The sequence below is a fragment of the Dyadobacter luteus genome, from assembly GCF_003383615.1.
GTDB lineage: Bacteria > Bacteroidota > Bacteroidia > Cytophagales > Spirosomataceae > Dyadobacter > Dyadobacter luteus.
Genome location: NZ_QNUL01000021.1, coordinates 94,153 through 109,183, shown reverse-complemented (window position 1 = coordinate 109,183; position 15,031 = coordinate 94,153). Strand labels below are relative to the sequence as shown.

General features: G+C 43.5%; 11 protein-coding genes. 2 read left to right on the top strand and 9 right to left on the bottom strand.

Going from position 1 to position 15,031, the window contains the following annotated elements; all coding sequences use genetic code 11:
- Positions 1-103 precede the first annotated feature (103 nt).
- The 8 genes from DSL64_RS21330 to DSL64_RS21290 all read right to left on the bottom strand — a co-directional run bounded on the left by DSL64_RS21330 (position 104) and on the right by DSL64_RS21290 (position 13,057).
- Positions 104-1,984, bottom strand: a complete 1,881-nt coding sequence (locus DSL64_RS21330) for a RagB/SusD family nutrient uptake outer membrane protein (RefSeq protein ID WP_115832970.1) — start codon at positions 1,982-1,984, stop codon at positions 104-106.
- A 12-nt stretch (positions 1,985-1,996) separates the two neighbouring features.
- Complete coding sequence (locus DSL64_RS21325) at positions 1,997-5,221, bottom strand: SusC/RagA family TonB-linked outer membrane protein (protein WP_115832961.1); 3,225 nt, start codon at positions 5,219-5,221, stop codon at positions 1,997-1,999.
- A 598-nt stretch (positions 5,222-5,819) separates the two neighbouring features.
- The gene (gene nadB / locus DSL64_RS21320; protein ID WP_115832960.1) at positions 5,820-7,400 is read right to left on the bottom strand and encodes an L-aspartate oxidase; all 1,581 of its coding nucleotides are present in this window, start codon (positions 7,398-7,400) and stop codon (positions 5,820-5,822) included.
- A 395-nt stretch (positions 7,401-7,795) separates the two neighbouring features.
- Complete coding sequence (gene nadA / locus DSL64_RS21315) at positions 7,796-8,791, bottom strand: quinolinate synthase NadA (RefSeq protein WP_115832959.1); 996 nt, start codon at positions 8,789-8,791, stop codon at positions 7,796-7,798.
- Between the two features lie 394 nt (positions 8,792-9,185).
- The gene (locus DSL64_RS21305; protein WP_115832957.1) at positions 9,186-10,607 is read right to left on the bottom strand and encodes an inorganic phosphate transporter; all 1,422 of its coding nucleotides are present in this window, start codon (positions 10,605-10,607) and stop codon (positions 9,186-9,188) included.
- A gap of 214 nt (positions 10,608-10,821) precedes the next feature.
- Positions 10,822-11,877, bottom strand: a complete 1,056-nt coding sequence (gene rlmN, locus DSL64_RS21300) for a dual-specificity RNA methyltransferase RlmN (RefSeq protein ID WP_115832956.1) — start codon at positions 11,875-11,877, stop codon at positions 10,822-10,824.
- A gap of 164 nt (positions 11,878-12,041) precedes the next feature.
- Positions 12,042-12,608 carry a CvpA family protein gene (locus tag DSL64_RS21295; RefSeq protein ID WP_115832955.1) on the bottom strand — a complete coding sequence of 189 codons (567 nt, stop codon included), beginning with the start codon at positions 12,606-12,608 and terminating at the stop codon, positions 12,042-12,044.
- Positions 12,605-13,057 carry a GatB/YqeY domain-containing protein gene (locus tag DSL64_RS21290; RefSeq protein WP_115832954.1) on the bottom strand — a complete coding sequence of 151 codons (453 nt, stop codon included), beginning with the start codon at positions 13,055-13,057 and terminating at the stop codon, positions 12,605-12,607. Before DSL64_RS21290 ends, DSL64_RS21295 begins: the two co-directional genes overlap by 4 nt.
- A gap of 136 nt (positions 13,058-13,193) precedes the next feature.
- Between DSL64_RS21290 and DSL64_RS21285 the strand changes: the two genes are divergently transcribed.
- Positions 13,194-13,913, top strand: coding sequence for a pyridoxine 5'-phosphate synthase (locus tag DSL64_RS21285; protein WP_115832953.1), 720 nt, complete (start codon positions 13,194-13,196; stop codon positions 13,911-13,913).
- Positions 13,914-13,969: 56 nt separating this feature from the next.
- Here DSL64_RS21285 and DSL64_RS21280 read toward each other — a convergent pair whose 3' ends face one another.
- Positions 13,970-14,272, bottom strand: a complete 303-nt coding sequence (locus DSL64_RS21280; protein WP_115832952.1) for an SCP2 sterol-binding domain-containing protein — start codon at positions 14,270-14,272, stop codon at positions 13,970-13,972.
- A 117-nt stretch (positions 14,273-14,389) separates the two neighbouring features.
- On the opposite strand from DSL64_RS21280, the gene DSL64_RS21275 reads away from it, so the two are divergent.
- Positions 14,390-14,917: a hypothetical protein gene (locus DSL64_RS21275; RefSeq protein WP_229217175.1), complete on the top strand. Its 528-nt coding sequence runs from the start codon at positions 14,390-14,392 to the stop codon at positions 14,915-14,917.
- Positions 14,918-15,031: the final 114 nt, after the last annotated feature.

Sequence of the window (15,031 nt, the reverse complement as noted above, 5' to 3'; positions counted from 1 at the left end):
GCTTTTTAAACACCAAATCCTCAAAGAAGTTTAAGTAAATGAAAGAGGGTGACTCAATTTGATTTGAGACACCCTCTTTAGCAAAAGTGTATCAACAACAGACTTAGATACCGTAGTCCGGGTTTTGGATCAATTTGCTATTTCTGTTCATTTCATCGCGATGAATAGGACGGAAATACATTTTATCTCTCCACACGCGGTTCTCATGTGCTGTTTCCTCAACCGGCGTATAAGTGTAATTGTAAACAGCAGGGTCATAGCGGTACGGTTCCTTCATGGATTGTCCGGTTTTGAATTTACCTACGACGCTGATATACGTCATCGGCTCACCCAAAGTAGTTGGTGCAATCATCCAGCGACGTGCATCGTGGTAACGTTGCTCTTCATATACCATCTCAATTCTTCTCTCCTGGCGATATGCTTCTTTCAAGGCAGCACCTGTCACCGTTAAAGCAGGCATTCCAGCACGGAAACGAATTCTGTTCAGCCAAAGAAGGGCATCCGCGTCATTACCGGTTTCGATGCTTGCTTCAATGTAATTGAAAACAACTTCTGTGACACGAAGAACAGGCCATGGAATATCCTGACGGTCTGTATTGTCGTACAAAGCCGGATTAGGATCTATAAATTTACGCATGTAATATCCTGAACGACTACCATTCCAGTCTTCTACAGTACTGTTACGGGTATCCAGTCCATGACGCGTAACTAACCCGTTTGCATCGTTCAACAGGTCATAAGCTCCGGTTTGAATCTGATTGGCCGGATCACGAACATCCGATGGACGTGGTTTCCAATCTGCACCGTCATACAAAACTGTTGCATAAAAACGCGGGTCACGGTTGGTGTACGGTGCAGCCTTATGAGCCGGATTATCCCAGGAGAATTTGGTTCCGTCTCTCATTTCATAGTCGTCTACCAGGTTACCAATAGGCGTGTTACCAGCCCAGTTATGATATCCATTCGGACCATTATGAAGTCCCGTCTGACGTGCAGGCTCGTTGAGTGCCGGTGTAAAGTAGCGGGCAAAAATAAGTTCTGTTGCAGCTGTTGCATCAATATTCTGGTCGGCACTTCCGCCCCCCATAGATATAGCAACGTAATTGGCCTTACCCTGATCAGCTGTTACAGGAGCGGTCAGATTTAGCTTGTAACCTCCATTGCTTGCATCCAATGCTGCTTTTGCTGCATTCAAAGCTGCAGTCCAGCGCGTAGCACGACTCCCCGAAAGGTATCCGAAAAACTCAGGGTTATCATAATCGGCAAGCACAGTCGACTTCGATTTTGCAGTTGGTACATCATGCAAATCACTCGCTGCATATACCAGCACCCGCGCTTTCAAAGCAAGTGCAGCAGTCCTGTTCGCTCTTCCTGTAACCGGCGCTTTTCCTTCCAAAAAGATCGCCGCACTGTCAAGGTCGTTCACGATAGAAGTCACACATTCCTCGTAAGTATTACGTGGGGCTGTATAATCTTCGTTCAGCTCGTAAACCTTTTTGATCAAAGGCACTGCTCCGTAATAGCGAAGCAATTGCTGGTAGTAGTAAGCTCTTAAAAAGTAAGCTTCCCCACGCAGACGATCCTTCAGCGTTGTATTGGTAAAAGTAGCAGTCGCCAGATTCTGTATCGCAATATTCGTAGCACGAATACGGGTGTACATAGGTCCCCAGCCATAGGTATCATCTACCCAACCGGTAACAGAAGGACTTAAACTTCCCTCATTAATCGTATTAATATTACGACCAGTATGAGTAAACACCGCTTCGTCGGATAGAGAAGCAAGCATTTGCTCACCCAAACCTCCCTGCTGCAGTCCTGCATATATACCAGTTACAAAACCTTCAGATAATCCCCCATCTTTCCATACATCTTCGGCAGGAATTTCTGATGGTGGAGTCACGTTAAGAAAATCAGTATCACAGGCTGTGAGCCCGGCGGAGGCCAGCAGTGCGACAAGAATTATATTTTTATATCTCAATTTCATAATCATCATTTATTAAAATGCTACACGTAGACCTGCACTTACTATGCGCGATTGCGGATAATACTGACCGCTCGTGTTAGTGGATTCCGGATCCCAAACTTTGATTTTATCAATCGTGAAAAGGTTCAATGCGTTGACATACAGACGGAATTTGGTAAGCCCTAGTTTAGAACCGAAGTCAGCCGGCAGGTTGTATCCTACTTCGATGTTTTTCAAACGCAGATAATTAGTACTTCTCAGGAAGTAACTGTTGATACCCGCCTGATCCACATTCGTATAATACCTGTTGTTACGGTTGGTTAATCTTGGATACTGATCAGTTGGATTATCAATCGTCCAACGGTGATCATAGTCGTATTTCAGATAATTACCGATGTCACCTGACTCTGTCAAACCTACGACCTGAAGTCCGCCCGTTGCTCCCTGAAACAGCATGGAAAGGTCAAATGACTTGTATCCCAGATTGATCGTTGCACCACCTGTAAACCATGGACGTTGCACTTTTTCGGTACGAACGCGGTCATCTGCATTGATCACACCGTCGCCATTTACATCCTTAAACCTCATGTCACCAGGTCTTAGATTGGTAGCAATTGCGCTGTAATCAAGCTGCTCTGAGTCAATTGCTGACTGATCTTTAAATACACCATCAAACTGATATACAAGGAATGACTGGTAAGGCATTCCAGTTGTTCTTTGGTATGATGGTACGTTTGGCACCTCATCCCAGTACTTGATTTCATTTTTGGCGTAACCTCCATTAACCCCGATAGAGTAGGTAAAGTCACCGGCATTTCCATCATAACTCACTTTAAACTCCCATCCTTTGTTCTGAAGACGCCCCAGGTTCTGGGGTGGAAGCCGGCCATCGATTCCGACTGAAGAAGGCGTAGATCCTGCTTTAGGAATCAACATACTTGAACGATTATTGATAAAGTAATCAAATTCAAATGCTACTTTGTCTCTAAACAAAGTTCCCTCAATCCCGATATTTGAATTGTTAGCAACCTCCCATGTGTAGTTTTCGTTTGCTATACGGGTTTCCAGCAAAGTTTTCGCCACCTGATCACCCAATACGAAATTACTGAAGCCCATTGTAGATAGATATTGGTATTCAGCCAATGTCTCGGTTCCCAAGAAATAAGGTTCTGCACCCATTTGCCCCCATGACCCGCGCAGTTTGACATTGTTTACAAAACGAACGTTGTTCTTCCAGAAATCTTCCTCAGATATACGCCATCCTGCTGAAACACCTGGAAAAAATCCCCAGCGACCATTTGTCGGGAACATAAATGAGCCATCATGACGCCACAGGAATTCAGCTATATACTTCTCTTTAAAGTTATAACCTGCACGACCAAAGTAACTCAAACGTGCACGACGGTACAAATCTTCAGGATTATTTCCAATATTCTGTTCAGCAGCAGCACCGGCCAGTAACTGATCTACAGCCGGAGAGATAAAGTAGCGGCGATAAGCGAAAAATCCGTCAGCATCTACTGTTTCTCTCTGAATACCAGCCATTACATTGAAATTATGCGAGCCGAATGATTTTTCATAAGACACTTGTCCCGTTAACTGAATCGAAAGTTCTTGGGATGCTCTTTCAGTCAAACGGGGATCTGCAAAGGTTGAACGCACAGAACCGTTAAGTACAGGAGTTACACGGTCTGCTTCATAAGACTGCTTATCCCAAAAATACAAAGTCCAAGGTGTCTCCCAGTTCTTCACCCGGCGATGCTGCTTATCAAGCGCCGCCATTACGTTGGCTTTCAAACCAGTAATACCTGGTATTTGAATCTCCAGACCTCCATTGGTTTGTATATAATCCCTTTTGTCGTTGTTGTAACCGGTAGTATTGGTTGTAATCACTGCAGGGTTCTGGCCATTTTCAATATCCGGGCCCGGTCTGCCATCCGGCCAGATCGCGATCTCGGTTGGTTTTCCGCGCATCAGCATACGGAAAATAGCGCCGGCTCCATTACCGCCACTCGGGAAATGACGGAATTCTTCTCTCAATGTTACACCGAGATTGGCCTTTACATACTTGTTAATCTGAGCATCCAGATTGATACGCAAATCATATTGCTTGTAACCTGTTGCAGAGTTGATATAATAACCCGACTGGTTGATATGTCCTAAAGAAGCAAGGTATTTGACGTTTTCACTACCACCCATAAGCTGTACATTATGGCGCTGCTGTGGTGCCCAATTACGAAGTACCGAACCGTACCAATCTGTATTTGGATGCAGCAGAGGATCACTTCCATCACGGAATTTCTGCATATCTTCTGGCTTAAAAACGGCACTTACGACACTTCCGTTGTCTGTTCTTGTATAATTGCCAGTGCTATTGAAACCTTCCAATGCGCCACTCCATTGCCCTACAGGCAGGTTGTCATAAATCTGCAACTCATTTCTGATGGTAGCATATTCTGCCGCGTCAGACATTTTAGGCGTACGCGTTGGCTGGCTCACGCCAAAATTCATGTCATAAGACAATTGTGGTTTTCCTGATTTGCCACGTTTGGTTGTGATCAGGATTACACCATTACCTGCACGTGATCCGTAAATCGCAGCAGCAGCATCTTTCAGTACAGAAATACTCTCGATATCTGCCGGATTGATACGATCCAAACCACCACTACGGTTGGGAACTCCATCCACAACGATAAGCGCATTGCTGTTTCCGAGAGAGTTTGTACCACGAATACGGATCGCCGAGCCATCATAGCCTGGTTCCCCACTTGACTGCACCGCTGAAATACCTGGCAAACGACCACCTAATGTATTCGAAAGGTTAGCAGCTGGCGCCTTTTCAAGTTCTGTTCCCTTTACTGCTGTTACAGAACCTGTCAAAGTAGCCTTTTTTGCTGTACCATATCCTACAACGACTACTTCTCCAAGTGACTTAACATCCGAAGCAAGAGTTACATCAACGGTTGTCTTGCTCCCAACAACAATTTCCTGTGTCAGATAGCCGATGTAAGAAAAAATCAAAGTACTGCTGTTACCAGGCACATTTACTGTGTATGCCCCTTCAATATCGGTAACAGTTCCGGCTGTTGTTCCTTTCACAACAACACTTACACCAGGCAGGCCTTGCCCCTGGTCGTCTTTAACTATCCCTTTGACAGCATTTTGGGCATACGCCCCGGCAACGGTCATAAGGATGATCAAGAGAGAGAAGACATATCGCGCTGAATCACGACACGTCCATCTGGTAGACATTCTCATAGATTAATTGATTGGTTAGAAAAAAGGTAAAATCACATATCCCTGAGACCTTCACAGGCGCAGGAAAAACTTAAATCATCAGGGTACTTTAACTGTAGAGAGGAAGAGAATAATGGAGTGCAAGCGCAAGCGTAGAGTTTCAAATCAAAAGTGTGTTTTAAGTTCATAGGTTAGATGTCAGGCAACTGCGGTATGTACTTTAGCATGTGTACAATTCAAATTAATTGGTCACATTTATTATTAGATACTTTTAGTTACTTATTCCCTAAGTGCAAAACTTATTTTTTTACTCATGTTTAAATACAAAAAATTGCCAATTTTTAAATAAATACGCCATTTAATTGATAAACTTATACTTATTATTAAAATATAACAATAAGTAACCGTATTGATATTAAATCTTGTAACTATCATATACAAATAATTACGAAGGCAGCGGCAAGAAGGCAGGATGGATAAAAGGAATTCAAAAAAATAAGGCTTTTCTTATAGCAGATTCCCGGATCTGACTAATAAGAAAAGCCTTTGAAGATATAATCATGAACAGGGGTCGACGAGCTCAGCCTGACAAGAGGAAATATTTTATATTAAAGTAGTTTCAGGATTTGACGTGATCCGCATTATAATGTAAACCGATATTCTCGCGACGCGCCATGGCCATTTTGATAATGAGATAGGAAACCGAAATCATATTCCGAAGCTCACAGATCGCTACCGATACTTTCGACTCGCGGTACAGTTCTTCATGTTCCTGATGCAGGAGTTCCAGACGGTCATAAGCACGTTTCATCCTCCGATTTGTCCTTACAATACCGACATAATTGGACATAATGCTGTTCAGCTCACGCGTCATTTCGGTAACAAGCACATTTTCTTCCGGATGTGTTGTACCGGTGTCATCCCATTCAGGAATATTGTCGGGTATTACGGCCTCATCAAAACTTGAAAGTGTACTGACAAATGCACGATGTCCGAAAACAACTGCTTCCAGAAGAGAATTGGATGCCAGTCTGTTAGACCCATGTAGACCCGTGCATGCGCACTCTCCTACCGCATACAGGAAATTGATATTGGTTTTTCCCCATTCGTTCACACGTACACCACCACACATATAATGCTGTGCTGGTACAACGGGGATCATATCTGTTCGCACGTCAATCCCGGCATCAAGGCAATATTGTGTGATATTGGGGAAGTGCTCTAAAAATTTCTCGTAATCGCAGTGGCGCACATCCAGATATACATGATCCACCCCATTCCTTTTCATCTCAGAATCTATCGCTCTGGCAACAATATCTCTTGGCGCTAATGAAAGCCGGCTATCGTATTGTTCCATAAAAGTACTTCCGTCTGCCCGTTTCAGAATTCCGCCAAACCCACGAACGGCCTCGGATATCAGAAAGGAAGGCTTTTTGCCGGGCTGATAAAAACTAGTTGGGTGGAACTGGATAAACTCCATGTTATCGCATATTCCTTTGGCGCGATAAGCCATAGCGATACCATCCCCTGTAGCAATTGTGGGATTGGTTGTACTCTGGTAAACATTGCCTATTCCGCCGGTAGCGAGCAAGGTTGTTTTTGCCAGAAACTTTTCAACTTCTCCGGTTTTACGGTTCAGTACATAAGCTCCAAAACACTTAATATCTTCCCGGTAGCGGTACACAGTTTCACCCAGATGATGCTGCGTAATAAGCTCAACAGCGTAATAATGCGTAAAAATCTGAATGCTCTTATGGCGGCTTACTTCTTCGAGCAGTGCTCTTTCAATTTCAGCTCCGGTAATGTCTTTAAAATGAAGAATCCGGTTATCGGAATGCCCACCTTCTTTGGCAAGGTCATATTCGCCACCAGTTTCTTTATCAAAACGGGTTCCGTAGTCAATCAGCTCCTGAATACGTTCCGGCGCTTCGGTAACCACTATTTCGACTATATTTCTTTTATTAACCTCATCACCCGCATCCATGGTATCCTGGATGTGTTTTTCGAATGAATCCGATTCAGCCCAAACCACCGCAATTCCGCCCTGTGCATACTTAGTATTGGTTTCATCCGCCTGCACCTTCGTGATCACAGCGATAGAAATATCTTTTTTTGCTGCTTCAAAATGTCGTGCAAGTTTGGCTGCATAGCTGAGTCCGGCTATCCCGGAACCAATAATCAGAAAGTCGAACTGAGGCATTTTTTACAATTGGTGGTTTTACTTTGTTTCTTTTATTCCCTGGAACTCTCCCTCGGGGCTATGCCCCGGGCTGAGCGATGGAAGCCTTTCAGGCTTTTGCTACGCTTTGCGCTCTAACTCTTATTAACTCTCCGCGGGGCGGTGCCCCGGGCTGAGCGATGGAAGCCTTTCAGGCTTTTGCTACGCTTTGCGCTCTAACTCCTATTAACTCTCCGCGGGGCGGTGCCTCGGGCTGAGCGATGGAAGCCTTTCAGGCTTTTGCTACGCTTTGCGCTCTAACTCTTATTAACTCTCCGCGGGACGATGCCCCGAGCTGAGCGATGGAAGCCTTTCAGGCTTTTGCTACGCTTTGCTATCTAACTTCTATAACTACTACTAACTTCTTAACTCCTCCCTCAAATTCCTTTACTCAATTCAAGCATGCGAGCCACTGACTCATATGCTTTTACCCTGATATCTTCGGGAACAAAAATCTCCGGTTGCTCATAAAGAAGTGCATTATACACTTTTTCTAACGTATTCATCTTCATGTACGGACACTCCGAACAGGCACAGGTGTTGTTATCTGAACCAGGGGCAGGAATCAGTTTTTTATCCGGCACCGACTGTTTCATTTTATGCAAAATCCCTGCTTCAGTAGCCACAATAAATTTATCATGCTCCGATTCTTTTACGAATTTCAACAGTCCTGTTGTAGAACTCACGAAATCGGCCTGTACCAGAATATCCTGCTTACATTCCGGGTGCGCAATGAGTAATGCATCCGGATGCTCCTCTCTCAACTGCTGCAGTTTTTCTTTTGAAATGTCGATATGCACAATACATGCACCATCCCAAAGTACCATATCGCGACCCGTCTTGTGTGCCACATACCGACCCAGATTGGCATCCGGAGCAAAAATAATCTTCTGATCTTTCGGCAGACTCTCTACAATTTGCAGGGCATTCGAAGAGGTACATACAATGTCCGTCAGAGCTTTGATCTCCGCCGAACAGTTGATATAGCTGATCACAATATGGTCAGGATACTGAGCTTTGAACGCAGCAAACTTATCCGCCGGAGCTGAGTCTGCCAGTGAACATCCTGCATTCAAGTCAGGAATTACTACTTTTTTATGCGGACTGAGCACTTTAGCGGTTTCACCCATAAAATGGACTCCGCAGAAAACAATCATATCTGCCTCTGTAGCTGCAGCCTGCTGAGACAACCCAAGGCTATCGCCTATATAATCAGCCAGATCCTGTATTTCCGCATCCACGTAGAAATGCGCAAGGATTACTGCATTCTTCTCTTTCTTCAACCGGTTGATTTCTGCAATCAGGTCAATATCATCTGCAATAGCTTCCGTTACATATCCGTAACGACCTACCTGCTCTTCAATTTTTGTCATTATGGTGAATAATTGGCTTTTCTTATGATTAAAAATCCACGCCTAAGTACGATAATAACTGTTGTAAAAGCAAAGGAAGTGAAGGAAGAGAAGGTAAGAAGTTATAGTAGTCATGGAGATAGAGAAGTTAAAACCAAACACGCTATCCCATTAAACGACAACTATATTCTGAAAATGAACATTAAAAATACCAACGAGTGCCGGCGTCAATATCTTACAACAAGAAAAAGGAGTTAAGGGACTGTAGCTAACGCCACTCATTCCTTAACTCCTTTACTTCTTTAATAATTTAGCTTTTCTTTCACCGTTCAGACCGCTAAAAAGCGTTCAGACCGGAATAAACTTTGGTTAGCAGAGCTAACTCCTCTGACTTCTTAACTCCTTTAACTTCTTCTTAAAATATCCAACGGAAGAATGCATATAACGTTCCGGAAAGCAACATCGTAACAGGAAGTGTAAGTACCCATGCAATTACAATATTACGAATCGTACCAGCCTGAAGGTTTTTAACTCCCTTACTTGCCACCATCGAACCGGCAATACCGGATGATAAAACGTGTGTTGTACTCACAGGCAAACCAAGGTAAGATGATACTCCGATTGTACTTGCAGCAACCAACTCCGCAGATGCTCCCTGCGCATAAGTAAGGTGTTGCTTACCAATTTTCTCTCCAATCGTCACGACAATACGTTTCCAGCCTACCATTGTTCCCAGACCCAATGAAAGTGAAATCATCAGAATAACCCAATCAGGAGCATAATCGGTGTAGCGTCTGATCCCTTTTTCACTACCTGACTGCATTTTAAGATAAGCTTTATCTTCTGTGTTTAATGTTGCATCACCATTATCCAGGATGGTTTTAGTGTTACGACTGATCAGCAACAAGGAACGACGAGCGCCCATGCGTGCTTCAAGTGGCAATTTCTTATCCAGAAGTGGTTGGCTTATCAATGTATTCAAAGCAGCGATTTCTTCATGAATAGAACGCAATTTACCACGATCCGTTTCCGACAATTTTGAAGAATCTATCCTACTTACTGTTTGTTCAATTTTAACAAGATCACCTCTCATTTCAGCTGGATTCACACTGTTATCCAAAGCAAAGTGCGCAGGTACAATCCCGATCAGAATCAGCATCACAAGTCCTACTCCCTTTTGTCCGTCGTTAGAACCATGGAAAAAACTTACCAATGTACAAGTCATTACCAATATCGCACGAATCCATAACGGAGGTGGCTGATTTTTCTTTGGCTCGCTGAAAACCACATCTCGAAGTGGCTTCGATAGTAGTCGGCGAAGCATAAACATAATGATGATCGCAAGTGCAAAACCGAAAATCGGCGAAGTAAGAAGCGACATGAAAAGTTCTTCAGCCTTGGTCCAGTTTACACCAGCACCTTTCGTATTTTCAGGCATAAATGTAAATGCAAGACCTACACCCAGGATCGAACCGATCAATGTGTGAGAACTTGAACTTGGTAATCCGAAGTACCAGGTTCCCAGGTTCCAGATAATCGCACTGAACAGAAGCGCAAAAACCATGGCAATACTATGGTAGACATTCTGATCAATCAGCATTTCTACCGGCAACAGGTTTACAATCCCCATTGCGACCGCAATACCACCGAAGAATACCCCAAGGAAGTTGCAGAAACCCGACCACATTACTGCGATATTGGGCTTAAGGGAATTGGTATAAATCACTGTAGCTACAGCATTGGCCGTATCGTGAAAACCGTTAACAAATTCGAAAGCACAAGCCGCTAAGATACTGAAAGCGAGGAGAATAAAAATGTCGGTTTCTAGACCAAACATAAAGAAAGTATAGTTATATGAAGTAAATAGCAGGTTTTGAAAGTGCTCGGCTGAATGTCCGCCCGTTTAAGTTCAATTGTCCTCGCCACTAATTTTGAGGCAAAACTACTGATTGTTTACCGATGCAATGTTACCAAATTGTTAATTAAAACACACGGCATTTTACGATAGATTTATCAAAAAACACATTGCCATACAACACTTTTCATGTTCCTTATACTGCTTTTTCCTTATTAGCTAATTGTCCGCATGCAGCATCTATATCCTTACCACGGCTACGGCGCACATGCACAGAAACGCCTCTGTCTTCAAGATAAGCAGCAAATTTATCCAGCTTATCGGCACCTGTATTTGTAAATTCAGCTTCAGCTATAGGATTGTACTCGATAATATTGACCCTGGCAGGTACACGTTTCGTAAATTCCCAGAGTTCTTTCGCATCCTGCAACGTATCGTTAAAATTATTAAAAACGATATACTCGAAAGTAATTCTGTTTCCTGTCTTATCGTAAAAGTAATTGAGCGCCTCTGCCAAATTATCCAGTGAGTTGGATTCATTGATCGGCATGATCTGATTTCTCTTCTCGTCGTTTGCAGCATGTAATGAAAGTGCAAGCCTGAACCGTACCTCATCGTCACCCAGCTTTTTAATCATTTTGGCAATCCCTGCAGTAGAGACGGTGATACGTCTCGGAGACATATTCAACCCTTCCGGAGATGTGATATGTTCGATAGATTTGAGCACATTTACATAATTAAGCAACGGCTCACCCATACCCATATATACAATATTGGTCAACGGAGCTTTAAAACTATACTCAGCCTGGCGTGCAATCGCTACCACCTGATCATAGATCTCCCCTGCTTCCAGATTGCGTTTTCTATCCATGTAACCTGTGGCGCAGAACTTACAGGTAAGCGAGCACCCCACCTGGCTACTGACGCAGGCAGTCATCCGGTCTGCAGCCGGAATCAGAACACCTTCAACCAGATTACCATCAAACAAACGGAAAGCAGATTTAATCGTACCGTCATTACTTTGCTGTTGCTTGGCCACATCCATGGCATGGATCACAAAGTGTTCATCAATAAGCTGACGGGTTGCCAATGAAAGGTTCGTCATTTCAGCAAAAGAATTCGCTGATTTTTTCCAGATCCATTCATAAATCTGCTTGGCACGGAATGCTTTTTCACCATGTTCAGTCATCCAGCCTTTCAGCTGATCCACCGACATCTTTCTTATATCCTGTTTTTCCTGTAATCCGGTCATTATTTCTTACTTATACCTGCAAAGGTACTGAAAATCAACTATTGATTCTTAACTCATCCCGAATATTGAAAGTTCATTTCCGGTTTAAACGCTGAGTTAAAATGAGTTTGGCACTGAGTCATTTATTACGTCTAACAAAATCACCTTCTTTACATCCCCAAAATTCATTCTGAGGTTTCCTCGGTATCTTGCTTTTCAGTGTCATCCATATATTCCTTTTTCCATTCGCGGATCAACTCTGTTCCTTTCGGCATCCATTGCAGCGCTTTGGTAATGACCGTTGGCGCCACAGGAACCACAAGGGGATACAGATAGGTTTCTTCGGTACGGTGGGAAGGAATATTTATGCCGATCAGATTGACCAGCCAAAAGAATACACTGATTCCGAATACCCATGTAAATATCCCCACCAAGGCTCCTGCAAATTGGTCGAATGTCCCTAGTATGGAATAACGCAATGATCTTCGAATGGTGTAACCAAACTGATTCAGCAAAAAAATGGTCGGGAAAAATACGGCCGAAAATCCTACATAAGGTAAAATTTTCTTAGCCATACTATCACTAAAATAGGGGGTCAGGATTTCCATTCCCAACCCCAGAAATTTAAAACCGAGGATCATGGCTACCACCATTCCTGCTATGCCGATAAATTCAATCAGCAATCCTTTACGGTAACCATGTAACGCTCCCCAAAGCAATGGCAAAAGGATGAGAACATCCAGTAACTTCATGCCAGCAAACTCTTAACCAGCGTAGATACAACACGACCATCTGCCTGGCCAGCCAATTCCTTCGTAGCCACGCCCATTACTTTACCCATGTCCGAAGGAGCAGACGCACCTACACGAGCGATAATTTCCTGCAATTTTGCTTTGATCTCGTCCTCAGTAAGTTGCTTCGGCAAAAATGCTTCTATGTAACTAAGCTCCGCCTCTTCCACTGCCAGCAAATCTTCCCTGCCCTGTGCACGGTATATATCAGCTGATTCGCGACGTTGCTTTGCTGCTTTGGTTAACAACTTCAGTTCATCGTCAGCTGAAAGCTCTCCACCCGTTCCGCCAGCCTTGGTTTCTTCAAGCAGAATCAGCGCTTTGATAGCACGGAGTGTACGCAATTTATCAGATTCCTTAGCCCTCATGGCGTCTTTAATACCTGATTCAACCTGACTTTTAAGTGACATATATTTTACAATTAAATGGTAGAATGAGTAATTTTCTATATGGTAATGTTAAATTTGCCCATAAGACCGCAAAGTTACAGGAATCACAGAAATTGTCATTCAATCATTCTCTCATTAATCAATCTCAGTTAACTTCATGACACGTCTCAGCGTCAACATCAACAAAATAGCTACACTCAGAAACTCACGTGGCGGGGATAATCCCAACGTTCTGAAAGTAGCGCTCGACTGCGAGCGATTTGGTGCACAGGGCATTACTGTACATCCGCGCCCCGACGAACGACACATCCGTTATCAGGACGTATACGATCTCCGCGAACTTGTAACTACAGAATTTAATATTGAAGGCAATCCGTCTGAAAGAAAATTTATCGATCTGGTACTGGCTACACAGCCGGATCAGGTAACGCTTGTGCCGGATGCACTCAACGCGATTACTTCCAATGCCGGATGGGATACAGTAAAACACCGCAGTGAACTTACCGAACTGGTTCAGGAATTCAAGAAGGCTGCGATTCGTGTATCTGTATTCGTGGATGCAGATGAAGAAATGGTTGAAGGTGCTGCCCTATGCGGAGCCGACCGCGTGGAGTTGTATACCGAGGCCTATGCAGAATACTATTTTGAAAACAGACAAAAAGCTGTTCTTCCCTTCGTCAAGGCTGCTGAGAAGGCAAGAGAGGTTGGCCTAGGATTAAATGCCGGACATGACCTGAGTCTGGATAACCTTCGCTTTCTGAAGCAGAGCATTCCATGGATGGACGAAGTTTCAATCGGGCACGCACTCATAGCAGATGCACTTTACCTCGGGCTTGAAAATACAATACAAATGTATTTGAGGGAACTCGCTTTATAACAGATCTTTCACGGATACATTTCGATTTCCCGCCATGTATCCGTGATGAAGTTTTTTTATTTCCCGCCAAAAGTTTGCGCGATGTTCATGGCCACTCCCATGTCTCCGTCTATTTTTAATTTACCGGTCATTAAAGCCATCATTGCGTTCAATTCACCGTCAATTAGTTTGAGAGCATTTTTTGTTGATACTTCAAGCACGCAGTCCGCATCCTTGTCATCGTTAGAGACAACATTCGGCACCACTGTACTGTCAATGAAAATACTTCCTTCTTCAGTTTTAAATTTCACGGTTGCATCCAAACCACTATCGGTCCCAAGAATTTCGGTAATGCGTTCGGTAAGAATTTGCAGGCTCATAAGATCTGACTTTTATCGTTTTATGTATTAATACTTATCAATAACGTTGTGCATTTGTATTCACTGCGACCAGGAAAATACAAATGCGCTTGGTGTTACGGCGTAAAACTACAAATTTTGCGCCCGATTTTTCAAAAACTCATATTTGCCATTATGCAACCAACTAGTGAACCGGTGATCCGCCCTTTATTCCTGACAGTACTATGCTTCATCACCTTCATGAACTCGGTTTCCGGTTTGTGGAGTCAGTCAGAAAGGTTCTGGAATCCTGGCGTGATGGCAGACAAAACACGTGAAACCTTCGAAATGGTACGGGAAAATGTGCTGCAGCAAGCCAACGGCGCAGACATCAAAACGATGGAAACTATGTTTGCGGCTGTTATTGACAACACCACCCCGCAAACAATAATGACCGGCGCAATATTCATGCTTATTTTCGAAGCTCTATCTCTTTACGGTGCTTACCTGATGTGGAATCTGCAGAAAAAAGGATATTATTTTTATCTCGGCGGCATGGGTATTGCCTTCCTCGGACCACTGTTCTTTATTGGTGGTTGGCTAGGTTTCATCACTGCGTTTGCGAGTATTTTCGCCAGCATTTTTATGGCGATATTTTATGCGCTCAATCTCAAATACATGCGGTAAAACAGACCCGCTAACGATCTTCTGTTAAAAATATTTTTTTTCACAGGGTTACATGCTAATCTAAATTTCCTGATTAGGTTTGTAAGCCCTTGCATTCCACGCGGAAAAGATTTT